This is a genomic window from Mycobacterium asiaticum (assembly GCF_001668675.1).
In the GTDB taxonomy this organism is placed as follows: domain Bacteria; phylum Actinomycetota; class Actinomycetes; order Mycobacteriales; family Mycobacteriaceae; genus Mycobacterium; species Mycobacterium asiaticum_D.
In genome coordinates this window covers 13,668-36,335 of record NZ_LZKQ01000033.1, presented here as the reverse complement: position 1 = coordinate 36,335, position 22,668 = coordinate 13,668, and the positions used below count along the sequence as shown (strand labels likewise).

At 66.8% G+C, this 22,668-nt stretch carries 26 protein-coding genes and 1 tRNA gene; 15 read left to right on the top strand and 12 right to left on the bottom strand.

Going from position 1 to position 22,668, the window contains the following annotated elements; translation table 11 throughout:
• Positions 1-2: 2 nt before the first annotated feature.
• Together A9X01_RS02980 and A9X01_RS02975 are read left to right on the top strand one after the other, a co-directional pair.
• A complete protein-coding gene (locus tag A9X01_RS02980; RefSeq protein ID WP_065119219.1) occupies positions 3-1,478 on the top strand; it encodes a S1C family serine protease in 1,476 nt (491 codons plus the stop codon).
• Positions 1,478-2,023 (top strand): MogA/MoaB family molybdenum cofactor biosynthesis protein, encoded by a 546-nt coding sequence (locus tag A9X01_RS02975; protein ID WP_065037151.1) that lies wholly within the window; start codon positions 1,478-1,480, stop codon positions 2,021-2,023. The genes A9X01_RS02980 and A9X01_RS02975 overlap by 1 nt, the downstream gene beginning before the upstream one ends.
• Positions 2,024-2,032: 9 nt before the next feature.
• Here A9X01_RS02975 and mscL read toward each other — a convergent pair whose 3' ends face one another.
• The 4 genes from mscL to A9X01_RS02955 all read right to left on the bottom strand — a co-directional run bounded on the left by mscL (position 2,033) and on the right by A9X01_RS02955 (position 4,289).
• Positions 2,033-2,494, bottom strand: coding sequence for a large-conductance mechanosensitive channel protein MscL (mscL, locus tag A9X01_RS02970; RefSeq protein WP_065119218.1), 462 nt, complete (start codon positions 2,492-2,494; stop codon positions 2,033-2,035).
• A gap of 66 nt (positions 2,495-2,560) precedes the next feature.
• Positions 2,561-3,229 (bottom strand): SAF domain-containing protein, encoded by a 669-nt coding sequence (locus A9X01_RS02965; RefSeq protein ID WP_065119217.1) that lies wholly within the window; start codon positions 3,227-3,229, stop codon positions 2,561-2,563.
• Positions 3,230-3,294: 65 nt separating this feature from the next.
• The gene (locus A9X01_RS02960; protein ID WP_065119216.1) at positions 3,295-3,621 is read right to left on the bottom strand and encodes an FmdB family zinc ribbon protein; all 327 of its coding nucleotides are present in this window, start codon (positions 3,619-3,621) and stop codon (positions 3,295-3,297) included.
• Between the two features lie 71 nt (positions 3,622-3,692).
• The gene (locus tag A9X01_RS02955) at positions 3,693-4,289 is read right to left on the bottom strand and encodes a 5-formyltetrahydrofolate cyclo-ligase (protein WP_065119215.1); all 597 of its coding nucleotides are present in this window, start codon (positions 4,287-4,289) and stop codon (positions 3,693-3,695) included.
• 87 nt (positions 4,290-4,376) lie between these two features.
• Between A9X01_RS02955 and A9X01_RS02950 the strand changes: the two genes are divergently transcribed.
• From A9X01_RS02950 to A9X01_RS02930, 5 genes are all read left to right on the top strand, one after another.
• Positions 4,377-5,294, top strand: a complete 918-nt coding sequence (locus tag A9X01_RS02950) for a UTP--glucose-1-phosphate uridylyltransferase (protein WP_065119214.1) — start codon at positions 4,377-4,379, stop codon at positions 5,292-5,294.
• A 48-nt stretch (positions 5,295-5,342) separates the two neighbouring features.
• The gene (gene glp / locus A9X01_RS02945; RefSeq protein ID WP_065119213.1) at positions 5,343-6,623 is read left to right on the top strand and encodes a molybdotransferase-like divisome protein Glp; all 1,281 of its coding nucleotides are present in this window, start codon (positions 5,343-5,345) and stop codon (positions 6,621-6,623) included.
• A 15-nt stretch (positions 6,624-6,638) separates the two neighbouring features.
• Entirely contained in the window at positions 6,639-7,292 is a 654-nt protein-coding gene (locus A9X01_RS02940) for a GNAT family N-acetyltransferase (RefSeq protein ID WP_081282185.1), read from the top strand.
• 298 nt (positions 7,293-7,590) lie between these two features.
• Complete coding sequence (gene sepX / locus A9X01_RS02935; RefSeq protein ID WP_065119211.1) at positions 7,591-8,682, top strand: divisome protein SepX/GlpR; 1,092 nt, start codon at positions 7,591-7,593, stop codon at positions 8,680-8,682.
• A 50-nt stretch (positions 8,683-8,732) separates the two neighbouring features.
• Positions 8,733-8,805, top strand: a tRNA-Ala gene (locus A9X01_RS02930).
• Positions 8,806-9,132: 327 nt separating this feature from the next.
• On the opposite strand, the gene A9X01_RS02925 is transcribed toward A9X01_RS02930, so the two are convergent.
• From A9X01_RS02925 to A9X01_RS02915, 3 genes are all read right to left on the bottom strand, one after another.
• Positions 9,133-10,644 carry an adenylate/guanylate cyclase domain-containing protein gene (locus tag A9X01_RS02925; protein WP_065119210.1) on the bottom strand — a complete coding sequence of 504 codons (1,512 nt, stop codon included), beginning with the start codon at positions 10,642-10,644 and terminating at the stop codon, positions 9,133-9,135.
• A 78-nt stretch (positions 10,645-10,722) separates the two neighbouring features.
• Positions 10,723-11,832, bottom strand: coding sequence for a dihydrodipicolinate reductase (locus A9X01_RS02920; protein ID WP_425311925.1), 1,110 nt, complete (start codon positions 11,830-11,832; stop codon positions 10,723-10,725).
• Between the two features lie 38 nt (positions 11,833-11,870).
• A complete protein-coding gene (locus A9X01_RS02915; RefSeq protein WP_253848896.1) occupies positions 11,871-12,407 on the bottom strand; it encodes a MarR family winged helix-turn-helix transcriptional regulator in 537 nt (178 codons plus the stop codon).
• Positions 12,408-12,697: 290 nt separating this feature from the next.
• On the opposite strand from A9X01_RS02915, the gene A9X01_RS02910 reads away from it, so the two are divergent.
• The 5 genes from A9X01_RS02910 to A9X01_RS02890 are packed head-to-tail and all read left to right on the top strand — an operon-like array spanning position 12,698 to position 16,089.
• Entirely contained in the window at positions 12,698-14,206 is a 1,509-nt protein-coding gene (locus A9X01_RS02910) for an aromatic/alkene/methane monooxygenase hydroxylase/oxygenase subunit alpha (RefSeq protein WP_065119209.1), read from the top strand.
• Entirely contained in the window at positions 14,167-14,457 is a 291-nt protein-coding gene (locus tag A9X01_RS02905) for a toluene-4-monooxygenase system B family protein (RefSeq protein ID WP_244892491.1), read from the top strand. The genes A9X01_RS02910 and A9X01_RS02905 overlap by 40 nt, the downstream gene beginning before the upstream one ends.
• Complete coding sequence (locus A9X01_RS02900) at positions 14,450-14,785, top strand: Rieske 2Fe-2S domain-containing protein (protein ID WP_065119208.1); 336 nt, start codon at positions 14,450-14,452, stop codon at positions 14,783-14,785. Before A9X01_RS02905 ends, A9X01_RS02900 begins: the two co-directional genes overlap by 8 nt.
• Entirely contained in the window at positions 14,785-15,096 is a 312-nt protein-coding gene (locus A9X01_RS02895) for an MmoB/DmpM family protein (RefSeq protein ID WP_065119207.1), read from the top strand. The genes A9X01_RS02900 and A9X01_RS02895 overlap by 1 nt, the downstream gene beginning before the upstream one ends.
• A gap of 3 nt (positions 15,097-15,099) precedes the next feature.
• Positions 15,100-16,089 carry an aromatic/alkene monooxygenase hydroxylase subunit beta gene (locus tag A9X01_RS02890; protein ID WP_065119206.1) on the top strand — a complete coding sequence of 330 codons (990 nt, stop codon included), beginning with the start codon at positions 15,100-15,102 and terminating at the stop codon, positions 16,087-16,089.
• Between the two features lie 9 nt (positions 16,090-16,098).
• On the opposite strand, the gene A9X01_RS02885 is transcribed toward A9X01_RS02890, so the two are convergent.
• The 3 genes from A9X01_RS02885 to A9X01_RS02875 are packed head-to-tail and all read right to left on the bottom strand — an operon-like array spanning position 16,099 to position 18,357.
• Positions 16,099-16,923, bottom strand: coding sequence for a hypothetical protein (locus A9X01_RS02885; protein WP_065119205.1), 825 nt, complete (start codon positions 16,921-16,923; stop codon positions 16,099-16,101).
• On the bottom strand, positions 16,920-17,546 hold the full coding sequence (locus A9X01_RS02880; RefSeq protein WP_065119204.1) for a TetR/AcrR family transcriptional regulator: 627 nt from the start codon (positions 17,544-17,546) through the stop codon (positions 16,920-16,922). Before A9X01_RS02880 ends, A9X01_RS02885 begins: the two co-directional genes overlap by 4 nt.
• Before the next feature lie 55 nt (positions 17,547-17,601).
• Positions 17,602-18,357 (bottom strand): alpha/beta hydrolase family protein, encoded by a 756-nt coding sequence (locus A9X01_RS02875; RefSeq protein ID WP_065119203.1) that lies wholly within the window; start codon positions 18,355-18,357, stop codon positions 17,602-17,604.
• A 67-nt stretch (positions 18,358-18,424) separates the two neighbouring features.
• Between A9X01_RS02875 and A9X01_RS02870 the strand changes: the two genes are divergently transcribed.
• Together A9X01_RS02870 and A9X01_RS02865 are read left to right on the top strand one after the other, a co-directional pair.
• Entirely contained in the window at positions 18,425-19,723 is a 1,299-nt protein-coding gene (locus A9X01_RS02870) for a carboxylesterase family protein (RefSeq protein ID WP_065119202.1), read from the top strand.
• 124 nt (positions 19,724-19,847) lie between these two features.
• Positions 19,848-20,861: a helix-turn-helix transcriptional regulator gene (locus A9X01_RS02865; protein ID WP_155771894.1), complete on the top strand. Its 1,014-nt coding sequence runs from the start codon at positions 19,848-19,850 to the stop codon at positions 20,859-20,861.
• Here A9X01_RS02865 and A9X01_RS02860 read toward each other — a convergent pair.
• Positions 20,858-21,388, bottom strand: a complete 531-nt coding sequence (locus A9X01_RS02860; protein WP_065119201.1) for a hypothetical protein — start codon at positions 21,386-21,388, stop codon at positions 20,858-20,860. The genes A9X01_RS02865 and A9X01_RS02860 overlap by 4 nt on opposite strands.
• 157 nt (positions 21,389-21,545) lie before the next feature.
• Between A9X01_RS02860 and A9X01_RS02855 the strand changes: the two genes are divergently transcribed.
• Positions 21,546-21,800, top strand: coding sequence for a hypothetical protein (locus tag A9X01_RS02855; protein WP_065119200.1), 255 nt, complete (start codon positions 21,546-21,548; stop codon positions 21,798-21,800).
• Between the two features lie 10 nt (positions 21,801-21,810).
• Here the strand turns inward: A9X01_RS02855 and A9X01_RS02850 are convergent, their stop codons facing one another.
• The gene (locus A9X01_RS02850; RefSeq protein WP_253848894.1) at positions 21,811-22,557 is read right to left on the bottom strand and encodes a class I SAM-dependent methyltransferase; all 747 of its coding nucleotides are present in this window, start codon (positions 22,555-22,557) and stop codon (positions 21,811-21,813) included.
• Positions 22,558-22,668 lie beyond the last annotated feature (111 nt).

The window sequence follows — 22,668 nt, the reverse complement described above, 5'->3', positions numbered from 1 at the left end:
TCATGACGAATCACCCGAGGTATTCGCCACCGCCGCAGCAGCCTGGCTATGGCGCCGCGCCAAACCAGCCGGTGCCGCCTGCCTATGCCCACGGGCAGCAGCACTACAACCAGCAGTTCGACTGGCGCTATCAGTCGCCGCAGCAGCCGCAGTACCGGTCCTCCTACGACCCGCTCAGCGGTACGGGCGTGGGCGCGATACCCGGCCACACCGGCTCGGGCCCGATACCGGGCAACACGGGCACGCATGCGATACCCACCGGAACCGGCTCGCATCCGATCCACACTGGGCCGGGTCCGATTCCCGGCGGGACCGGGCCGGGGCCCATCCCGGCGATGATGCCGCCGCCGATGGGACCGCCGCCCCGCCGGCGCCGGTCTGGCGGGCTGATCTTCGGTGCGCTGGCCATCGCGGTGGTGTCCGCCGGTATCGGCGGAACGGCGGCGACCGTGGTGGAGTTGGGTCACACGACTGGCGGCACCCCCGGTACGACGGCCGCGTCGGGCGGCGCGCCCAGCGTGCCGGCAGCCAACATGCCGCCGGGCTCGGTCGAGCAGGTGGCCGCCAAGGTGGTGCCCAGCGTCGTGATGCTGGAGACCGACCTGGGTCGCCAATCCGAGGAGGGCTCGGGCGTGATCCTGTCGGCGGACGGGCTGATCCTGACCAACAACCACGTCGTTGCGGCGGCCGCCAAGCCGCCCGCGGGCAGTCCTCCGCCCAAGACGACGGTGACGTTCTCCGACGGTCGCACCGCCCCGTTCTCGGTGGTCGGTGCCGATCCCACCAGCGACATCGCCGTGATCCGGGTGCAGGGCGCGTCCGGTCTGACGCCGATCGCCATGGGCTCGTCATCCGGCCTGCGGGTTGGACAGCCGGTGCTGGCCATCGGATCGCCGCTGGGCCTGGCCGGCACCGTGACCACGGGGATCGTCAGCGCACTCAACCGGCCGGTGTCCACCACCGGTGAGGCCGGCAACCAGAACACGGTCCTCGACGCGATCCAGACCGACGCCGCGATCAACCCCGGTAACTCCGGGGGCGCGCTGGTGAACATGAACGGGCAGCTGATCGGCATCAACTCGGCCATCGCCACCCTGGGCGCGGACTCGGGCGATGCCCAGAGCGGCTCGATCGGCCTGGGCTTCGCGATCCCGGTCGACCAGGCCAAACGCATCGCCGACGAGCTGATCAGCACCGGCAAGGCGTCGCACGCGTCTCTCGGGGTGCAGGTCACCACGGACAAGGGAGTGCCGGGTGCCAAGGTGATGGAGGTCGTCGGCAACGGCGCGGCCGCCAACGCCGGGCTACCCAAGGGGGTCGTCGTCACCAAGGTCGACGACCGCACGATCAACAGCGCCGACGCGTTGGTGGCCGCCGTTCGTTCGAAGGCCCCGGGTGACAAAGTGACGCTGACCTATCAGGATCCGGCCGGCGGTACCCGCACGGTGCAGGTGACGCTCGGGAAGGCAGAGCAGTGATGAACGCGGAGGGTCAGCTGTCTGACCTCGGATATACGGTGGCACCCATGGAACAGGGTGCGGAGTTGGTGGTGGGCCGGGCTCTGGTTGTCGTTGTCGACGACCGCACCGCGCACGGCGACGAGGACCACAGCGGCCCGTTGGTCACCGAACTGCTCACCGAGGCCGGTTTCGTGGTCGACGGCGTGGTGGCGGTCGAAGCCGACGAGGTCGAGATCCGCAACGCGCTGAACACCGCGGTGATCGGCGGGGTCGACCTGGTGGTGTCGGTCGGCGGCACCGGTGTGACGCCGCGCGATGTCACTCCCGAGGCCACCCGCGAAATTCTGGACCGGGAGATCCTGGGCATTGCCGAGGCCATCCGTGGCTCCGGCCTGTCCGCGGGCATCACCGACGCGGGCCTGTCGCGCGGGCTGGCCGGTGTCTCGGGCAGCACGCTGGTGGTGAACCTGGCCGGTTCCCGCTACGCCGTGCGCGACGGGATGGCCACGCTGAATCCGCTGGCCGCCTACATCATCGGGCAGCTGTCCAGCCTGGAGATCTGACTTTCGAGGCTAGGCGTCGGCGCGCGGCCCGTAGTTGGGTGGCGGTGAAACCTCGGGCGCTTCGTGGGAGCCGTGCTTTCCGGTGGAGGAATCGCCGTTGGTCTGGGCGAGCAGGTCGCGGATCTCTTGCAGCAGGACCACCTGCGCGTCGTCGGCCTGTTCGACCTCGCCCTGCTTGCGCAGCCTGCTGTAGGGCAGCACGACCAGGAAGTACACCACCGCGGCGACCAGCAGGAAGTTGATTGCCGCCGCGAGCACCACGTTGAGGTTGATGTAGAAGGCGCCGGCAACGTGGATGTTCAGGGCGCCGATATTCGGATCTTTGCCGACACCGATCGAACTGACCAGCGGCTTGATGATGCTGTCGGTGAAGGCCGTGACCAACGCCGTGAACGCCGTACCGATGACCACCGCGACGGACAGGTCGACGATATTGCCCCGCGAGAGAAACTCCTTGAACCCTTTGAGCATGAGGACGTCCCTTCCTGGACTGGACCGAGTTTGCTATCGGTCACGTGCCCAACGGTGGCAACGCGCTCAATGCAGGGTCAACGTCACCGTCTGACCCAGCGCCGAGCCCGCCACCGTGTTCGCCACGCGAGCCGGCAGCGCAACCAACACTACGCGGTCACCCTCGCTGGACTGGAGCTTTGACTTCGCCGACACGAGCACCACGATTGCGTCGGTCGCGATGACCCTGCTCACCGCGGGTGCCGACGGCTGCGCTCCGTTGGCGGGCGCGGCAAGCACATCGACCACGTCGCCGACCCGGATCAAGTCGACGAGCGCGTCGTCGGTCAGATGCAGCGGCACGATCCTTGCGCCTGGTCCTGCGGTGGACTCGGCCAGGCGGCTGTTGAGCAGTCGGACGTCGGTGAACACCTCGCCGCGGCGGGTCGGGCCGGCCAGCGTCGCGCCGAGCACCGCATGCGGGTCCGCCTGCGAGCCGTCGGGAACCGTTGTGGCCAAACGGCTTTCGGATCGCACATCAGCGGCGGTGAGTGCAGTACCGGGGCCCAGATCGCGCGCGGCGACCAGCACGTCCACGCGATCGCCGTCCGGATTGGCCCGCAGCGCGGCAATGCCGGCCAAGACGACGAGTCCGCCGGCGGCCAGCCGTCGGGCCAGTACGGTCCTGGTCCAGTCCGGACGCCACACCGTCGAGATACGGCTGAAGAGTGATGGATTCAGCGGCGGTTCATGCACGCGGTCACCGTAGGCACAGTGGACCGTCGGTTGCTGCCGGCCGCAGCCGGTGTGTGGATAACCGCTTAGGTGGACGCGGCGGCGGTGGCGGAGGCGGCCTTCTCGGTCGAGCCGGATGACTTGCTGTCGCTGGAGCTCGAGCTGGAACTCGAGCCGGAGTCGCCCGAGGACGAGCCGTTGGTCGAGCTGCCCTCTTTCTTGCCGTTCTTGCCGGATTCGCGGCTGTCGGTGCGGTAGAAACCGCTGCCCTTGAACACGACTCCGACCGAGTTGAAGAGCTTGCGCAGCCGGCCGGAGCACTGCTCGCAAGTGGTCAGCGCGTCATCGGTGAAGGCCTGCACCTTGTCGAAGCGGTGGCCGCATTCGGTGCACGCGTAGCTGTACGTCGGCACAAAAACCTCCGGTGGTCATCAAGTCTGACTTAGCACTCTACCGTCTCAAGTGCTAGAACCGCCACGTGATGTCACTCATTCCCGATCGGCAGGGCGATTAATCCTCGTCCCGGAGCGAGCGCGTGCGTCATCGGCACATCGTGTGGCTCGCTGGGCAACTCGTCGGCCAGCTCGTCGTCGCGCACCACTGCGACCAACCGGGCGCGCGGGTCGCGGGCGGCCAGCGACCGGTCGTAGAAGCCGCGACCCCGGCCCAACCGCGCGCCGCGGCGGTCGACCGCGAGGGCCGGTACCAGTACCAGGCTGGCCTCGCCCAGCGCCTCTCCCGGCAGCCAGGGCGGAGCCGGCTCGAGCAATCCCCACCGCGCTGACACCAGCCCGCCTGGCCGGTATTCCCCCCACTGCAACGGCAACGGCGTGTCGTCGACCGAGGTGCGCGCGATCGGCAGCAGCACCCGGCCCGCGCGGCGCAGCAACGCGTCAAGCATGTCGAGCGAGCCGGGTTCCGAGCCCACCGGCACATAGGCGCAGACGGTGCTGTGCGGGTCTACCAGCTGCTCCAGGTGGTCAATGAGCTTGACGGCGTCGGCGGCGCGCACCTCGTCGGGTACCCGGCGCCGGGCCGCCGCGAGTCTCTCCCGCAACGCGGCCTTGCTTGCGGTGCCCATGGCGTCAACGATGACAGACCCGGGCGGGACCCGCGTTTTCAACGCAGGACAGTGGTTACCCAGCCGGTGAGAGATATGGTGTGAGCGATGTCAATACCCTCAGCTTCACGAGTTCCGGTCCCGTTCACGGCGATCGTCCCTGCCGCCGGTCTCGGTACGCGTTTTCTGCCCGCGACCAAGACGGTGCCCAAAGAGCTGCTGCCCGTCGTCGATACGCCCGGCATCGAGCTGGTCGCCGCGGAGGCGGCCGAAGCCGGCGCCGAGCGTCTGGTGATCATCACCTCCGAGGGCAAGGACGGCGTCGTCGCGCACTTCGTCGAGGACCTGGTGCTGGAGGGCACGCTCGAGGCCCGAGGAAAAAAGGCCATGCTGGCCAAGGTCCGGCGCGCCCCAGCGCTGATCAAGGTCGAATCCGTCGTGCAGGCCGAACCGCTGGGGCTGGGGCACGCGATCAGCTGTGTGGAGCCCACCCTGGCCGCGGACGAGACCGCCGTGATGGTGTTGTTGCCCGACGACCTGGTGCTGCCGACCGGCGTGCTGGAGACCATGTCGCAGGTGCGCGCCGAGCGCGGCGGCACGGTGCTGTGCGCCATCGAGGTGTCCCCGGAGGAGATCAGTGCCTACGGTGTCTTCGACGTCGAGCCGGTTCCCGACGGCGGTGACGACGTCTTGCGGGTCAAGGGCATGGTGGAAAAGCCCAAGGCCGAGGACGCCCCTTCGCCGTATGCCGCGGCCGGACGCTACGTGCTCGACCGCGCCATTTTCGACGCGCTGCGCCGCATCGACCGGGGCGCCGGCGGTGAAGTACAGCTCACCGACGCCATTGCGCTGCTGATATCCGAGGGTCATCCGGTCCATGTGGTCGTGCACCGCGGATCCCGACACGACTTGGGAAATCCCGGCGGCTACCTCAAGGCTGCGGTTGACTTTGCATTGGATCGTGACGACTACGGCCCGGAATTGCGGCGGTGGTTGGTAGCGCGATTGGGCCTGACCGAACAGTAGCCGGCACGCCGGCGTCGGGTTCGGGCCCGCACGGCAGGAAGGCGCACGGTGCGTTCTGTAGAAGAGCAACAGGCCCGGATATCGGCCGCGGCGGTGGCCCCGAGGCCGATCAAGGTTGCCATAGCCGAAGCGCAGGGACTGTTATGCGCCGAGGAAGTCGTGACCGAACGACCGCTACCCGGATTCGACCAGGCCGCCATCGACGGCTACGCCGTGCGCAGCGTCGACGTCCTGGGCGTGGGTGATGCGGGCACGCTCGAAGCGGTCGCCGATGACGGTGGTGTCGAGGGTCGCGATGGAGTGGTCCTGCCGGTGATGGGCACCATCGAGGCCGGCGCGCGCACGCCCAGCAGGTTGCAGCCGCGCCAGGCGGCCCGGGTGCAGACCGGGGCGCCGCTGCCCACGTTGGCCGATGCGGTGCTGCCGCTGCGCTGGACCGACGGTGGGATGAACCGGGTCCGGATCCTGCGCGGGGCGCCGTCGGGCGCCTATGTGCGGCGGGCCGGCGACGATGTGCAACCGGGTGATGTCGCGGTGCGGTCCGGGACGATCATCGGCCCCGCCCAGGTGGGGCTGCTGGCCGCGGTCGGCCGGGAACGGGTGTTGGTCCATCCGCGTCCGCGGGTGTCGGTGATGGCTGTCGGCGGTGAGCTGGTGGACATCTCCCGCAGCCCCGGCAACGGCCAGGTGTACGACGTGAACTCCTACGCGCTGGCGGCGGCCGCGCGCGACGCCGGCGCCGAGGTGAATCGCGTCGGCATCGTCAGCAATGACCCCCGCGAACTCGGCGACGTCGTCCAGGGACAGTTGAACCGGGCCGAGGTGCTGGTGATCGCGGGCGGGGTTGGCGGCGCGGCGGCCGAGGCGGTCCGGGCGGTGCTTTCCGAACTCGGCGATATGGAAGTGGTGCGGGTCGCGATGCACCCGGGCTCGGTTCAGGGCTTCGGGCAGCTGGGCCGCGACGGGGTGCCCACCTTCCTGTTACCGGCCAACCCGGTGAGCGCGCTGGTGGTCTTCGAGGTGATGGTCCGGCCCCTGATCCGGCTGTCGCTGGGCAAGCGTCATCCGATGCGACGGATCGTGCAGGCCCGCACGCTGTCGCCGATCACCTCTGTCGCCGGGCGCAAGGGCTACCTGCGCGGCCAGCTGATGCGGGACCAGGAGAGCGGCGAATATCTGGTGCAGGCGTTAGGCGGGGCACCGGGGGCGTCGTCGCATCTGTTGGCCACCCTCGCCGAAGCGAACTGTCTGGTCGTGGTTCCCAGCGGCGCGGAGCAGATTCGCACGGGGGAGATCGTCGACGTTGCCTTCCTGGCTCAGCATGGCTGAGCCCGCCTTGGTCTCGTGAATCTGTTGCGGTCCAGCTCCCGGCATCCCGGCTGGCCGATGAGCGTGGGACCGCTGCGTGTCGACGCCGGGGTCATCCGGTTGCGGCCGGCCCGGATGCGAGACGGGGCCCAGTGGAGCCGGATCCGGCTGGCCGACCGCGCGCTGCTGGAGCCCTGGGAGCCCAGCGCCGACGGCGACTGGACCATGCGGCACGCGGTGGCCGCGTGGCCGGCGGTGTGCTCCGGCCTGCGGGCCGAGGCGCGCAAGGGCCGGATGCTGCCGTTCGTCATCGAACTGGACGGACAGTTCTGTGGACAGCTGACCATCGGCAACGTCACGCATGGCGCGTTGCGCTCGGCGTGGATCGGCTACTGGGTCTACAGCGAGTGCACCGGCGGCGGGGTGGCCACCGGCGCCGTGGCGCTCGGGGTCGACCACTGCTTCGGTCCGGTGATGCTGCACCGGGTCGAGGCCACGGTTCGGCCGGAGAATGCGGCCAGTCGCGCGGTGCTGGCCAAGGCCGGGTTCCGTGAAGAAGGGCTGTTGCGCCGTTACCTGGAGGTGGACCGGGCCTGGCGGGACCACCTGCTGGTGGGGCTGACCGTGGAGGAGGTCTACGGATCGGTGGCGTCGTCGCTGGTCCGCGCCGGACGCGCCAGCTGGGTCTGACTTCTCGATGTGGCCGCGCGGGCGTGCCGCTGTCGTCGAGCGTCACGCTAGCGCGACGCTCGGCGCTGACCGCCACTCAGGGGTGACGCTCGGCGGAAGCGGTGGTCGACTGGCCGCGCCGAGGACGCGCCATCTTGAGGAAACCGAAATAAAAGTGTGGCTAGCGTGACATATGTGGCGTGTGATGCTTGGAAAAGCGAAATTACAGGTGTGTAATTGCCCTGGTCGCAGTGACCGGGCCCGCGCTGGCCAGAGATGAGGCCTCGCGGGGGAGCGGAACCGAAGAGAGCAGGTCATCATGCCAAGCATCCCGCAGTCGTTGTTGTGGATCTCGCTTGTGGTGCTGTGGCTGTTCGTGCTGGTACCCATGCTGATCAGCAAGCGCGACGCGGTCCGGCGCACCAGCGACGTTGCGTTGGCGACCAGGGTGCTCAACGGTGGTGCGAGCTCCCGGCTGCTCAAGCGATCCGGGCCTGCGGCCGGGCACCGCAGCGATCCGGACTGGAAGCCCGAGGACGAGTGGGAGACCGAGCCGATCGACGCGCCGTTCGCCGACGCCGACAAAGACCACGATCAGGACATGCCGGTCCTGGAGGACGAGGACACCGACGTGGTGATGCGCCGCCGTTCGGTGATCACCGCAATGACCAAGGTGGACAAGGGCGTTGAGGTTGCCGACGAGCCGGACTACCTCGACGTCGACGTGATCGACGAGGATGCCGCCGCGCTGCCGGTGGGTGCCAGCGCGCAGGCCGAGCAACCCGAGGTGGCCGTCGTGGAAGATGGTGTGGCAGAGGCCGAGCCTGAATCCTCCGAAGCCCGTGCCGAGGCCGCTGACGACGAACTTGACGAGGACGAATACGAATACGTCGAGGACTCTTCGGGTTTGGAGCCCGAAGAGGACGACGAGGACGAGCGCGACGCTCCGCCGGCCTACGCGTCGGGGGTCAACCGGCGTCGCCGGTATGACAACAAGACCGCCGCGGCCGTCAGCGCACGCAAGTACGCCTTCCGCAAGAAGGTGCTGATGGTGATGGCGGTGGTGCTGGTGGGTTCGGCCATCGCGGCCTTCGAGGTGACGCCGGAAGCCTGGTGGCTGTGCGGCACCGCGACGACGGTCACGCTGTTCTATCTGTTCTATCTGCGCCGGCAGACGCGGATCGAGGAAAAGGTACGCCGCCGCCGGATGCAACGGATGGCTCGCGCGCGGCTCGGGGTGGAGAACACCGAGGACCGCGAATACGACCTCGTGCCGTCGCGGCTGCGCCGCCCGGGTGCGGTGGTGCTGGAGATCGACGACGAGGACCCGATCTTCGAGCATCTGGAGTACGCCACGTCCATGCGCCACTACGGCTGGCCGCGGGATCTGCCACGCGCGGTCGGACAGTAGTGCACGGTTCGGTCCTTCGGGGCTACGGCTGGTAGCCTGCTTAGCGATCAGGGGCTATGGCGCAGTTGGTAGCGCGACTCGTTCGCATCGAGTAGGTCAGGGGTTCGAATCCCCTTAGCTCCACAGAGTTTGCGCAGGTCAGGGTGTATTTGAGTGGGCTGTGCAACTTCGTCAATAGCGTGTCAGCGACGTCGACCAGGCTCGCCGCCCCACGCGTGCTGTGAACGCATCGAGTGCGGCCAGTACTTCCGGAGAACACCACACTTCGGTTCCGCGGCCCGCTGGTCGTCTCGATCAGCACTCCTAGCTCCGTGAGCGGGCAACATCCCGCACCGGGATTTCGTGGCCATGCCCAACACAGCCGCCGCCTGCCGACCCGGATGTGTGCTCAGTCCGGCAGTCCGCACACAGTAGCGGCAACAGTTGCCAATTGCCGGGCACGAGCGGGTGCTAAGTCTCGACGGCGCGCAAGGCAAAGATCCGCACCGCATCTGACTTCCCTTTCAACTCATGAAATCCCCGGTCGATGAGACCGGGCGGACGAGTGCTTAGGGCATCGGCCGATCGCTGGGTGAGCAGTATCGCGTCGCGCGTTGTCTTGGTCAATTGTTCGACGCGGGCGGCGACGTTGACAGCGTCACCGATCAGGGTGAACTCCAGTTTCCCCCCGCCGCCGATGGTGCCGGCGATCACCACGCCCGTGTTGATCCCGATGCCGATCCGAAGCTCCCCGCCGAACCGCTCGGCGACGAGGCGTTGGATCGATACGGCCGCACTTAGCGCCGCGTCAGCGTGGTCGGCAAGGTCATTCGGTGCGCCAAAGACTGCCAGCGCGCCGTCGCCGAGGAACTTGTTGACGTGCCCCCCAGCGCCGACGACGGCGGGCACGACAATCTCGAATAGAGCGTTGAGTCGGGCGACGGTGTCCTCGGCGGTATTGGCTTCCGCGTATGGGGTGAAGTCGCGGATGTCGATGAATACCACCGTCAGCTCGCGACGCTCACCCGCGAACACGTCGTCACCCTGCTCGAGTAGTCGGGTCGCGAGAACGGGATCGACGTAGGTGCCGAACGCGGCTTGAAGTCGTTGCCGCTCAGCCAATCCCGCCTGCATGCGGTTGAATGAGGCGGCCAGCGCACCCAGGTCATCGTCTTGGACTACCGGAAGACGTTGGCTGTAGTCGCCCGCCGTAACACGTTCAGTTCCTGCGGCGAGGTCCCGAATGGGTTGCAAGGACGGCGAAAACGAGGAGAGAAGGGTGATCGGCACTCCCATGCCGAAGGCCAACCCACAAGCGATTGCGACGGTAATTATGGGAACTTCACCGCTCTGAGGGAGAACCGCCGCCAGCATTGCGCCCGCGAGGGCGAACACGAAAGCGGCGCAGACCATGAACGCGTTGGTCCACGCCGCAAAAGTCGGACGCGCGCGGGGCAGAGAATCCCCAATTCCCGTACCGCCGGTCAGCGCAACTCGCGCCGGCCGTAGCGATACTTCCACGAAGCTGTGGAATGCCGCGAGTTGGGTGCTGGCGCCGAGGACGGCACCCCAAATCCCGTACTGGACAAGCCGCGAGGCGCTCGCACCCGCAATTGCACCGATGCTGACCGAAACCACGACCGCCCAAAAGGTAGTGACGATTACGCTTCGGAGAAACGCCTCCCGAACGTAGGCGTAGCTGTCCTCCAACGCCGTCGTCCGATCCACTTGCTGGCCGGCTGCCCACCGCTCAACTGACCGGATGCGGCCTAATCCGGGCAAGAAATCGCCATAAACCAACACCGGCGCGGCGGCAACGGTGACGGCGGCCGCCTGAACGTAGTGAGCAGAGTGCTCGTAAGCGGTGATCATCATCGCCGAGACCAGCCAGGTCGGGAGCACAACCACCAAGCTGATCGCGAAGATCGCCCAGCCGTACCTCGCTTTGTATCGATCCCACGCCCACTGCCAAATGCGATCCATGACGGGAGACTAAACGACAACCCAACCCTGTCATGCGCGTTTCACCGCGCAGGGTGCTGAACCGGGTTTGCCGAATGGCTAAGCTGCTCCACCGCAACGTGTTTGGCGCGTCACGACGGCTGGGCCGGCCAGCGGCACCGCCAACAACCCCGGCGCCGCGTCGATGACAGCCGGTATCGCGTTGACCGCTGCCATCGCCGTCGCGGCCACACCGGGATTGGTGGCGTCGCCTTCCGCCGGATCCAGCCGTAGGTCGAGCGTCATGCTGGGTGAGCCCTTGACCCGGAACACCATCCCACCCTGGCCGGGTTTGGCTGGGCGCGGCCAGGTTTCGGGCCACGGCGTCGACGTAACCGTCGCGAAGTACTGAACCGACACCACCGGTCGCCCTTCGCATATCGCGGCGAGCTGCCAGCGGTGCGCGCAAATCGTGTTCTGTGGAATCACACCGAGTGCCGTGTCGAGGTTTTCCGGGGCAAGGATCGTCTCCCAATCCAGCGCCACACGTTCGACGTCAACGGACAGGGTGTCAGCGATGTAGCGCACCACGGGTTCCCAGTCGTTGTTCACCTTTCCCGACGCAATGCGAATCGGAACGTGGCCGTCGGGCTTGCCGAAACCCATCGACTCATGCAGGACTTCCCAGATCGGGTAGGCCAAGTCGAGGTCGAGGGCGTACTCGTCCATGCGGTAGGAATCGACCACGCCGGCGCCCGTCAGCAGCGCGGTAGGAAGGTTCAGGCTCACGAACCCGGGTTCGCATCCGGTGGCGTAGAACGTGGCGTTGCCCTTAAGGGCGGCTTGTTCGATCGGATCGCGCCACTTCGCCGGGGCCGCTGGTGGATACACCATCGGGATCGCGGAGATGGTAACGACATTGATCCCGGCCTCCAGGTAACCGACGATGTCGGCGATCACCTCGTCCTCACGTCGCACGGCCGTCGCGCAATAGGCGACGCAGTCCGGCGCAGCCGCCAGGACGGCGGTCAAATCGCCCGTGGCGGTGACGCCCACATCCGGCCGGCCGCATAGCCGACCGGCGTCGGTGCCGACCTTCGCCGGAGTGGACACCTTCACCGCGATCAAATCCAGCGCTGGGTCGTCGATGATCGCGCGCAGCGCCACGCGGCCGGTCATGCCGGTGCCGACGTGAACCACGCGGCGCTGTGCAGAACGAGATGAGGTCACGGCCGGATCATAGGCCCACCGTTGGTAAAGCCAGGTAACTAGTTGCTGACGTGATCGGCGCAGTCGACCCGTAGGTCCGAGATCGCCATCGGGATGTCGTAGACCTTGCAGCGGAAGCTGCGGTTGTCCGCCAGCGTCGTCTCCAGGTGCGTACACGTGCTGCAGGCGCGCACCACCGGCATCAGCTGCGCGTCGTGCATCTTGGCGATGACCAGCAGCAGCGTGTCGAGCAGCTGCTCTGCCTCGAGCCGGTCCAGCTTCGAGGTGGCGATCTCGGCGGGTGCGGTCCACCTCGACAACGTCGCCGCGGTCTTGCGGCCGGCCTGGGTCAGCGTCAGATCGTGGCGTCGGCGGTCCAGCGGGTCGCGGGTGCGAGCCACCAAACCTTTGCGGATCAATGCCGCAATCGCATCGCTCACGGTGGGGTCGGAGACGTTGAGTTCCCGGGCCAGCGAGGTGCTCCGCGCCAATGGTGGCGGCCCGACGAAAAGCCAAACCAGCACCCGCATTTGGGTGCTCGACAGATCGTGGGCCTCGGCGCTGCGGCGCGCCAGGACGTGCAGCGCGTCTCCCACGCGGTCGAGGGCGGCGACGATCTTCGAGTCGAGGCTGCGGTGGCGCGCGCCGTCGGGTTTCAGGGCACAACCTCGTTGTCAGTGGCCACGCTTCTCCCTCTCGCTTCAGCCCGGTAGGCGCTCGCACCGGATCGTAACCGCGGCCGGATCCGCGGCTGAGGATGCAAATCTGCTTGATCCTAATCATTAGGACTCCTTGGAATATGCATCATCATGGACACCGTTCGCGTCATCGCAGCTAGACCGACGCCGGTCCAGCGATGGCAGCCCATGACGGACAAGGACGACTGATGCCCAAACTCACTCGCAGCGACTGGTACGACCTCGCCCGGGACACCAACTGGACCTTCCGCTACGTCACCGAAGACGAGGTGTTTCCCGAGGAACTGTCCGGAACGCACCGCGTCTCCGCCGAAGGGTGGCTCAAATGGGATGAGCCCTACAAGGTCGGCTACCGCGAGTACGTCCACAACCAGGTCACCAAGGACACCACCACGTACTCGCTGAAGAACGCGATCGGGCGCTCGAAGTTGTTCGAGCAGCTCGATCCGGGCTGGAAGTCGGTGATCGTCGCGCACTACGGCGCGATCACCATGCCCGAATACCTTGCCTCCATCGGCGAGGCCCGGATGGGCCGGTTCGGCCGCGCCGCGGCGTGGCGCAACACCGCGACGTTCGGCACTCTCGACGAGATCCGGCACGGCCAGATTCAGGCCTTCTTCCCGTTCGGCCTGCTCGATAAAGAACCGCGCGGGGACTGGGCGCTCAAGGCATTTCACACCAACAACTGGATCGTGCTCGCCGTCCGCTACCTGTTCGATGACATGTTCGTCGCCAACGACGCCTTGTCCATCGCGTTGCAGCTGACGTTCACCCTCGAGACCGGTTTCACCAACTTGCAATTCCTCGGGATGGCCGCCGACGCCATCGACGTCGGCGACCTCGAGTTCGGCGCGCTGATCAGCTCCATCCAGACCGATGAGGCACGCCACGCCCAGCAGGGTGAGCCGACCATCAAGGTGCTCACCGAGAACGGCGAAGGCGAATGGGGGCAGTTCCTCATCGACCACATGTTCTGGCGATCGTGGCGCATCTTCGCTCTGCTGACCGGGCTGTCCATGGACTACTACACCCCGCTGGAAAGCCGCAGGATGAGCTTCAAGGAATTCATCGAGGACTGGGTGGTCAAACAGTTCGCCGATCAGTTCCGCGATTATGGCCTCGATTTCCCCTGGTACTGGGACGAATTCATCAACGAGCTGACCTGGTACCACCACGCCATCCACCTGGGCGTCTGGTATTACCGCCCGACGGTCTGGTGGAACCCCGACGCCGGGGTATCCGAGGCGGAACGGCTGTGGCTCGAAGAGAAGTATCCCGGCTGGAATCGGGACTTCGGCAAGAACTGGGACGTCATCACCGAGAACATCCGAAACGGCGACATCACCGCGACGCTGCCCGAAACGCTGCCGATCACCTGCAATCTGTGCCAGCTGCCGATCGTTCGCGCCGCCGGGGTAACCGTTGGCGCCCACCAAGACCCGGCACCACTGACCCACGTGCACAACGACCGCAAGTACCTGTTCTGCTCCGAGCCGTGCCGGTGGATCTTCACCCAACGGCCGGACCGGTTCGCCGGGCACCAGTCGCTGATCGACCGGGTTCTCTCGGGCGAGATCAGCCCGCCGGATCTGGGAACCGTGCTGCAGTACTTCGGTCTATCGCCCGAAGAGCAAGGCCAGGACGCCGACGGGTATGCGTGGGCGCAGAACGGATCGAACAACGGATCGAGGGGCTGACGACCATGGCGCTGCTTCCACTGACCGCCCTTTTCGAGGGCGACGTCCTCGAACTGCTGATCCCCGTCGACGACGCCGACACCGTCGAGGCGGTGAGCGCCGCGATAGCCCATCACGTCGTCGGGCACCGCGTCGCGCAGCGTGATGCGCCGATCAGGCTGCGGCACAACGGCAAAGTGCTCGACCCCCAAGTCGGCATCGCTGCCGCCGGCGTCGGCCCGCTCGACCATGTCGAGGCCTTCTATGCCTGACGTGCAAACGTGGACCCCCGTCGCGACCGTCGACGAGTTGTGGGAAGGCGAAGTCAGCGAATTCTTCGTCGGCGACCGGTCGATCCTGTTGGCCCACCTCCGTAACGGGGAGATCCGGGCTTACGACGGCGTGTGCCCGCACGCCGGATTCCCGCTCGCCGACGGCGAAGTCGAGGGTGACGTCCTGACCTGCGCCGCGCACAGCTGGGAGTTCGACCTGAACACCGGTGCCGGCGTGAACCCCGCCAGCTGCCGCTTACACAGCCACCCGGTGCGCCGGGACGGCGACCAGATCGCCGTGGCGCTCACCGACGAAGGGATCCACTGATGACAACAACCGCAGACCAGGCCAAGCTGGTAGGTCCCGTGGTGCGAGGCTTCGACCCCGACATCGTCGCGGCGGTCACCGAGGCAATCCGCGTCGACAACCCCGATGTCGCCCTGACAATCGACGACCACGCCGGCTACGTGCGCATTCACGCGGCGCGCTTCCTGCGCGTCACCCGCGCGAGCCTGGAAGACGCTGCCGGACAACCCTTCCCGTTGGCGACGCTGGAGCCCGCACTGGTGGCATTCGCCGGGCGATTGCGCTATGTCGGCGACGACGAACTGCACTGGTACCTGGACCGAGAGGACTGACCGATGACCACAACCGTCCCAAGGCGGCTCAAGACCTGGAGCATCGCCGGCGACACCCGGCGCAAACCGACCGAGTACGAGGCCGTCACCGGCCGCTTCCACTACCACTTCGGCCGCAAGCCGGCCCCCTTCGACCTCGACCCCGACAGCGCGATCAACCGGTGGTACCTCAAGCACCGCGAAGGCTCACCGCTGCAGGCCGACGACTGGGAGGGCTTCCGGGATCCCGCCGCGCTGAACTACCGGCGTTACATTGCACTGCAACACAATCGCGAGGTCTACGCCGAGGGCGTGGTCGACCATTACGAGGCGCTCGATCACGATGCACGGTTGGACCCCGACTGGGTCGAGACACTGAACCGCGTCTACGTGCCGGCCCGCTACGCGTTTCACGTCCTGCAGATCACCAGCCTCTACGTCGGTCAGCTGGCGCCCAGCGCCTACATCACCAACGCGGCGTTCTTCCAGGCCGCGGACGAATTGCGGGCGCTGCAGTGGATCGCCTACCGGGCCAAATCGCTGTCGCTCAGCCATGGCACGCATCTGGCCAACACCGAAGCGACGCGGCGCATTTGGGAAACCGACGAGGTGTGGCAGCCGGCTCGCGAAACCCTCGAACGGCTGCTGCTGGCCTACGACTGGGGTGAGGCGTTCACCGCGCTGAACCTGGTGGTCAAACCGGCGCTGGACGCGGTGTTCAAGGAGGCGTTCGTCGACCTGGCCACCAGCAACGGTGACGGCCTCACCGCGGCCCTGCTACAGGAATCCCGGGTGGACACCACGCGCAATCAGGCGTGGAGCGTCGCGCTCGCCCGCTACGCGCTGGCCGCGAACCCCGCCAACCGCTCGGTGATCGACGGCTGGGCGGACAAGTGGCGGCCGCTGGCCGATCGCGCCGTCGAGGGTCTTGCTGCGACATTCCCGGATCCCGCCGCGGCCCGCCGCCGCGTCGCCGAATCCGTCGCAGCCCTCACCGCGCAATGGACGGACTGACCGCTGTCCTCAGGGATGGGTGACCAGGTAGGTTTCGTTGTCCAGGCCCGCCGTCAGGGCCGCGACGTCGAACGGTTGCTGCAGGCGTGCCGCTAGCTCGTCGCGGTTGACGAGCAGGCTGATTTCGACGGTCTGCCGGGCGAATAGCCGTGTGATCTGCGGATATAGCCGCCGCATGATCGCGCGTTCCGCGGCGGTGCATCGGGACGCGCAGTACCCCACATGCCCGATCTCGTCGGTGAGAATCTCCTTGTAAAGCAACTCGATTCGTTCGGCGACCGCGGGTTCATCGGCGAAGAGTTCAACGGCGACGCGGCGCAATTCGTCGAACATGACGCAGCCGGCCATCTCGGCGGCGCCAATGAACATGAAGCTGAGCCGCTCGGGGATGAAGACGCCGGCCTTGACGAACTGGCGCATCACGAACGGTGGGGGCACCACTTGGAACGTCAGGTCGAACACATCGAGCGCGTACGCCAACAGTCGGGTGTGATAGTGCTCCTCCAGCTCAAGATAGACCTTTTCCGGGGGCAGGTTTTCGTCACTGTGGAGACCGTAGGTCTCGCCGAGGCCGACTCCGAAGCGTTCCGCCTGATTGAGCTTTGCGGTGGCCAGCAGGAACAGCATCTTTCGGTCCAGGCCGGCTTCGGGCCGTCGGCGCCGCAGGTTGCGCAGGAAGACTTCACGGTCGGCGGAATGTTTCGAGCGGACCGGGTTCGTAACCAGTTGGGTGAAGAAGTCTTCGCGGTTGGCCAGGCGCCGATTGAGCAGGTCTGCCTCCCCGTCGCGGCGCTTCAAGAAGTCACGGTAACCCTCGATTCCGTTGTTGCTCATCGTGATTCCATTCCCTTCACAATTGTTGTCACGTACCGCGCCAGGATGGCGTCGGCCGCAGGATCATGCGCGCCGGTGGCGAGCAGGGCGAAGAGCCCCGTCAGGAAGAACACCGTGAGTTCACCGGCGTCCCGCTGCGCCGGGACGCGACCCGCGTTCTGGGCGTTGGTGATTGCGGCGGCGACGAAGTCCGCCAACGGATGTTCGGTGAGTTCGTCCTCTACCGGGCGGGTCGCCGAAAAGTGCAGACCCAGCATGTCCCGGAACACCACCCGGCCCAACTGGCGCTCGGTGGCGGCGATCCGAAGCACGAGGGTAGTGAGTAGGCACACCAAATCGTCACTGTCGTCCTGGCTTTCGGCCAGCTCGGCGACAATGCGGGCCTCTTCGCTGCGCTCCAATTCCACCAGGACGTGTTCCTTGGTGGGGAAGTGGAAGTAGAACGTACCCCGCACCACGCCGGCCGCCGCGGCGATGGCGCTCACGTCCGCGCCGGCCACTCCGGACCGATCGATCTCGGTGAGCGCGGCCTCGAACAGTCGGGCCCGGGTTTCCAGCCGGCGAAGCTCCCGGACGCCGCCGCCGTAGGCGCGGGCTCGTGTGGCGGCACCCGTCGGTCCCATCAGTGCAGGCTATTACCAACTACTGACAGTCGTCAATGACGACCGTCAATTGAAATCAGTCGAGGTACGCGTCGGCCCAGGCGCCGATGATCCGTCCGGCCCGCCGCGCCTGACCACGCGCGGTCAATAGGTGATCGGAACCCTCGAGGGAGACGAAGCTGCGTGGGTGCCGGGCCAGGTTGAAAATCTCGCTCGCGTTCTCGATGCCGACGGTGTTGTCGGTCGGCGAGTGCAGGATGAGCAGCGGCAGCTGCAGGTCTTTGATCTTGTCGTGCAGGTGCGCGGTGCGGACGTCCTCGACGAACGCGCGTTTGAGTGTCAGCGTCCGGCCGCCGACCATCCACTCCGCGGCGCCCTCGGACAAAGCTCGGTCGACCACTGCGTCGTAGTGCTTTTCGACGTGACTGGGGTCCACCGGCGCCGCCACGGTCACCACCGCCTGCACTCCCGGCGACCGCCGTGCCGCCGCGAGGACGGCGGCCCCGCCCCACGAGTGCCCAACCAAGAGATCGGCCGCAGTCCCGCGATCGGCCATGAACTCGCACGCCTTGACGATGTCGTCGACCTTGCCGGTGAACGAGCCGTCGCCCCAGTCGCCCTCGGAGGCACCAAGACCCAGCGCGTCGAAGCGCAGCATGCCGATGCCATCCGCCGCCAGTTGTTTACACATCCGCGCCGCGGCCGGCGAGTCCTTGCCCAGGGTGAAGCCGTGGGCAAATACGCCCCAGCCGCGCACCGCTCCCTCCGGAACTTCGATCACGCCGGCCAGGGTGGGACCGGTGCAGCTTTGGAACGTGACGCGTTCGCCCATGCTTGCGATCTAACACCTCTGCGCTGAAGAGCGTCGGCGGCCGCACCGCGGGGAGTACCGTGACGCGGTGGCACGGCGACGTTTGGCGACCAACTCCGGTCCGGTGCTGGTCGACGACGACGGGACGCTGATCCGGGCACGCGGCATTCCCTACGCGACCGCCAGTCGCTTCGGCGCCCCGGTTCCCGCTCTGCCGCACACCGACGACCTCGACGCGACCCGGCGCGGGCCGGTGTGCCCGCAGTTGCCGTCGAGACTCGAGTTCGTCACGGGCCCGGTGGTGGCCGGTCTACCGCAGCGTGAGCAATGCCAAGTGCTCAGTGTCACAGCACCTTCCAATGCCCAGGACCTGCCGGTCATGGTCTGGTTCCATGGCGGCGCCTATGTCTCGGGCAGCGGTGAAGCGCCTAAGTACGACCCGGATGCGCTGGTCGCCGAGGGCCGCGTCGTGGTGGTCACCGTCACCTACCGCCTCGGCATCTTCGGGTACCTCACCCCCGATGCCGACGGCGATGCGAACCTGGGGCTGCGCGACCAGATCCTGGCGCTGCACTGGGTTCAGCACAACATCGCGGCGTTCGGCGGTGACCGTTCCCGGGTCACCATATTCGGACAGTCCGCGGGCGGCGACAGTGTCCTGTCGCTGATCCTGAGCGACGGCACCGCGGGTCTGTTCCACCGCGCCATCCTGCAGAGCGCACCGCTGGGCTTGCGGCGTGGCCGCGAGGCGATGACCGCTGCGATGCGGGACTCGGCGAACGAGGCGTTGGGCGGTGTCAGCCCTACCGAAGCCAGCGTCGGGCAACTGCTGGACGCTCAAATGGCAGCTGTCACAACGGCGCAGCGATTCGGTGCGCGCGGTGGGTTCCCGTTCGCGCCCATCGCGGGCATGGCGCCGCTGCCGGCCGCGCACGCGGAGCGGCGCCGACTGCTCGACGTGGCGTCGGAGATCGAGATACTTGCCGGCTACACCCGCCACGACGCCGCCCCGTTCGTCGCCCTGGACCCGCGCGGCCGACGGCTCCGCTGGCTCGGGAAGGCCGGGACTGGGCTGGTCGTGCGGGCGATCACGAACCGGATCTTCGGTCGCCCCGCACTGGACCTGGCCAAGCTGTGGCTCTCCGCCGGCGGCCAAGCCGCCACCTTCCGGGTGGAGTGGTCGCCGGCTGGGGCGCCGTTGGGCGCGTGCCACTGCATTGAGCTGCCGCTACTGTTCGGCTCACCGCCATCTTGGGCCGATGCGCCGATGCTAGGTCCCGGAAGCGACCCGATCGATGCCGACCTGGCCCGCACGACGCGCGGTCGTTGGGCCGCGTTCGCACATCACAACATCTCGGCCCTGGGCGGCACAGCCCTGCGGATCTGACGCCCGGCGGTCCAGAAAACGGGTCTCAGTAGATCAATTTGGATGACGTTTGGCCAGCTCAGCGGTGCCTCTCGCGGCTCTGGCCCGCCCAGTGCCCTTACTTGTTGGCTTCGCGTGATGGATAATGGTCGAGTCGGCTCAGCACGATGCCGTGGCCATCTTCACCTGCCCGAAAGCCGACTCAATGTTTACGGTTCTCCTTGACACCAAAGACCTCGGCGAAGCCGAGGCTGTTCTGAGCGCGAACATCTCCAACATGCGCATCAGCAAAACCTCCGGTGACAAGTCGGCGCTGATGCGGATGGAGCGGGCGTTTGTCGGATCGATCAGTTACGACGCCGCCGAGTGCGGCCTCGATTTCCGATACGAGATGGACCCGCCGGACCAGATCCTGGTGTGCCGAGTGGTCTCCGGCGAGTTGCAAGAGCGACCGCGGGGGCGGGCCGCCGCTACGTTCCAACCCGGCGAGGCCGGGGCCATCGGCGCGATCCAGGGAGTGCCCAGCGAGGGATTCGTGCGGCAGGGACATTACGACCAGCTGATCGTCAAGCCCAGCCTGCTCAGCACCATTGCGGCCGAACGGCATGGTAGCGACAACCCGGTGCGACTGACGGGCTCGGTTCCTATTTCCCGACAGGCGAGCCGGCAACTATTCGAGACGATCGGATACGTCGGCCGCGTCGCCGCCAACCGGTACGCACAACAGAGCCGGTTGATCACGTCGGGGCTGGAGCGTTACGTGGCAAGTACATTGCTCGCCACCCTGCCGAATACCGCGCGGCTGGAGCCGACTCGCCTGGACCGCCGCGACAGCAGTCCGCTGCTGTTCCGCAAGGCCCTCGCCTACATCGACGACAACGCGCACACCGACATCACGCTGACTGGTATCGCGTCAGCCGTGTACGTGACTCCGCGGGCGCTGCAGTACATGTTCCGCAAGCACCGGGACTGCACACCGATGGAGTACGTTCGCAAGGTTCGGTTGCAGCATGCCCATCTCGACTTGGTTATGAGCGATCGGGATGCGACCAGTGTCGGCGAGATCGCGCTGCGCTGGGGGTTCGGCCACTTGGGCCGTTTCGCGGTTCTCTACCGCGAGACATACGGCCAGAGCCCGCACGTCACGCTGCGTAACTAGCCGGGGCTCGAGATCCCCGAAAACAACTCCGGCGCAACCGGTTTGGTGGCATACGTGCGTGTACCGGAGGACACGGTGAGCACGATGCGCGGCGACTCGTCTTCGACGGCAGCGGCGAACCGGTAGGCGTGTTGCAGCTCCGTCAGGAACAGGGCGCAACCACCGGGCGGTATGTCATGCGGAACGTCTGCGCCCGCGATCGGCTTTTCCAGCGGCACCAGCGATGTGCCGTCAGGGTCAGATCGGACCGCCCACCCGGCAACGTGGAACGGTTCGCGTCCGGCATTGACGACCTTGACCCCGATGATCAGCGGAATATCCTCCAACTGCTCGGCAATGTTGGCCAGTGACTCGCGCACATCGCGGCTGGCGTCGTTGGTCACCAGCCCGTCCCGTGTCAACCGACCAACGACAGGAGTCAGCTTGGGCCGCGGACGCTGCATTCGCTGCGTGACCAGTTGCCACCCCAGCGACACCACCGCCAGAACGGTGCCGACCAGGCCAAGAACGAAGCCGGCGACACTCATCGCACACCCCAGTTATCGACCATGCCTCAACGTTACTGGTTGCGCGGGTGGCGATTTGGGACCCATCCTGATGAGTTTCCTAAATTCAGCTGAACGTTGACTAAGAGGGCGTGGCGAACCGCCGGACCTGTCAGTAGCCGCACTTAGGGTCGCGGGCATGAGCACCAAGTACTACCTGCAAAAGGTTCCCGCCGAATCCGTGCAACCCGGCTATTCGCTGGCGATCCGCACCAACAGCAAGTTCCGTCTGTTCCAGGTGGAAAGTACGGAGATCTCCCAACGCGCGGGCCAGCCCGCAATGATCAGGCTGACTTCGGTCGCCGAGAAAACTGATCGACCGTGGATGCTGGAGTATGAAGCGGGCACGCCGGTGGTTCGCCTTTTCGGGGTCTGCGAAGCGGCGGCGTCCTGAGTTTCCTGGCTCAGCCCGGCTTGGTTGCGGTGACGAATTGCAGGGCACGCTGCGTCTGCTGCTCGACGTCGATCAGTCCTGCCTCGGTGAACAGGTCGACGAAGGCGTCCCGGTCGAACATGGTCAACCCGATCAGCCGCGCCGTGGCGTGCAGCGCCAAGTTGATCGGCGGCGGTTGGCCGGCGTAACTGGTCAGGATGGCGATCCGCCCGCCCGGTCGCAGTACCCGCACCATCTGGTGCGCGATCCGGAACGGCTCGGGCATCAGGTACAGCGCCCCGAAACAGCAAACGGCGTCGAAGGTTTCATCGCCGAACGGAAGGTCGCGGGCGTCGCCGCGGACGTAGCACGTGCGCGGTCCGCTGTTGTCCTGCACGGCGCGGGTCAGCATCGGCTCGGAAATGTCGAAGCCGACCGCGAGGCTGCCGGTGGACAGCTGTTCGGCCAGTGGCCCGGTGAAATTACCTGGCCCGCAGGCAACGTCGAGTAGCCGCTTGGCGCTGCGCAGGCGCAGGGCCTCGGCCGCGCGGCGCTCCTCCGCGCGGGTGGTCATCCCGCTGGCGAAATAGAAGGACGTCGGCCGCCACAGCCCTTCGTACACCGTCGCGACCAACGGGCTGTTCATCGCGCGCTGGGCAAACGTCGGAGCCGGTGTCGCCGTCGATTCGCCCAGCACGTCGAGGTAGCCGTGCCGCAGTACGGCCGGTTTGTTGAGCAGACTTCGCGTCAGCTCCATTCGGTCCTGGTTATCGATCACGTCGGGCCCTTTTCTGCTGTCCTGCGTCGCAGTGACGACCTGTCGTCAGGCTAGTGCGCGCGGGTGGGGACTTCTTGCAGGGGCGGCGGCGAAGCCCATAACCTGGGTCGG

Coding starts and splice junctions, on each gene's coding strand:
- A9X01_RS02910 (WP_065119209.1), top strand. CDS start 12,698: ATGCCCAAACTCACTCGCAGCGACTGGTACGACCTCGCCCGGGACACC.
- A9X01_RS02950 (WP_065119214.1), top strand. CDS start 4,377: ATGTCAATACCCTCAGCTTCACGAGTTCCGGTCCCGTTCACGGCGATC.
- A9X01_RS02865 (WP_155771894.1), top strand. CDS start 19,848: ATGGTCGAGTCGGCTCAGCACGATGCCGTGGCCATCTTCACCTGCCCG.
- A9X01_RS02875 (WP_065119203.1), bottom strand. CDS start 18,357: ATGGGCGAACGCGTCACGTTCCAAAGCTGCACCGGTCCCACCCTGGCC.
- mscL (WP_065119218.1), bottom strand. CDS start 2,494: ATGCTCAAAGGGTTCAAGGAGTTTCTCTCGCGGGGCAATATCGTCGAC.
- A9X01_RS02890 (WP_065119206.1), top strand. CDS start 15,100: ATGACCACAACCGTCCCAAGGCGGCTCAAGACCTGGAGCATCGCCGGC.
- A9X01_RS02855 (WP_065119200.1), top strand. CDS start 21,546: ATGAGCACCAAGTACTACCTGCAAAAGGTTCCCGCCGAATCCGTGCAA.
- A9X01_RS02880 (WP_065119204.1), bottom strand. CDS start 17,546: ATGGGACCGACGGGTGCCGCCACACGAGCCCGCGCCTACGGCGGCGGC.
- A9X01_RS02980 (WP_065119219.1), top strand. CDS start 3: ATGACGAATCACCCGAGGTATTCGCCACCGCCGCAGCAGCCTGGCTAT.
- sepX (WP_065119211.1), top strand. CDS start 7,591: ATGCCAAGCATCCCGCAGTCGTTGTTGTGGATCTCGCTTGTGGTGCTG.
- A9X01_RS02925 (WP_065119210.1), bottom strand. CDS start 10,644: ATGGATCGCATTTGGCAGTGGGCGTGGGATCGATACAAAGCGAGGTAC.
- A9X01_RS02885 (WP_065119205.1), bottom strand. CDS start 16,923: ATGAGCAACAACGGAATCGAGGGTTACCGTGACTTCTTGAAGCGCCGC.
- A9X01_RS02975 (WP_065037151.1), top strand. CDS start 1,478: ATGAACGCGGAGGGTCAGCTGTCTGACCTCGGATATACGGTGGCACCC.
- A9X01_RS02860 (WP_065119201.1), bottom strand. CDS start 21,388: ATGAGTGTCGCCGGCTTCGTTCTTGGCCTGGTCGGCACCGTTCTGGCG.
- A9X01_RS02895 (WP_065119207.1), top strand. CDS start 14,785: ATGACAACAACCGCAGACCAGGCCAAGCTGGTAGGTCCCGTGGTGCGA.
- A9X01_RS02900 (WP_065119208.1), top strand. CDS start 14,450: ATGCCTGACGTGCAAACGTGGACCCCCGTCGCGACCGTCGACGAGTTG.
- A9X01_RS02955 (WP_065119215.1), bottom strand. CDS start 4,289: ATGGGCACCGCAAGCAAGGCCGCGTTGCGGGAGAGACTCGCGGCGGCC.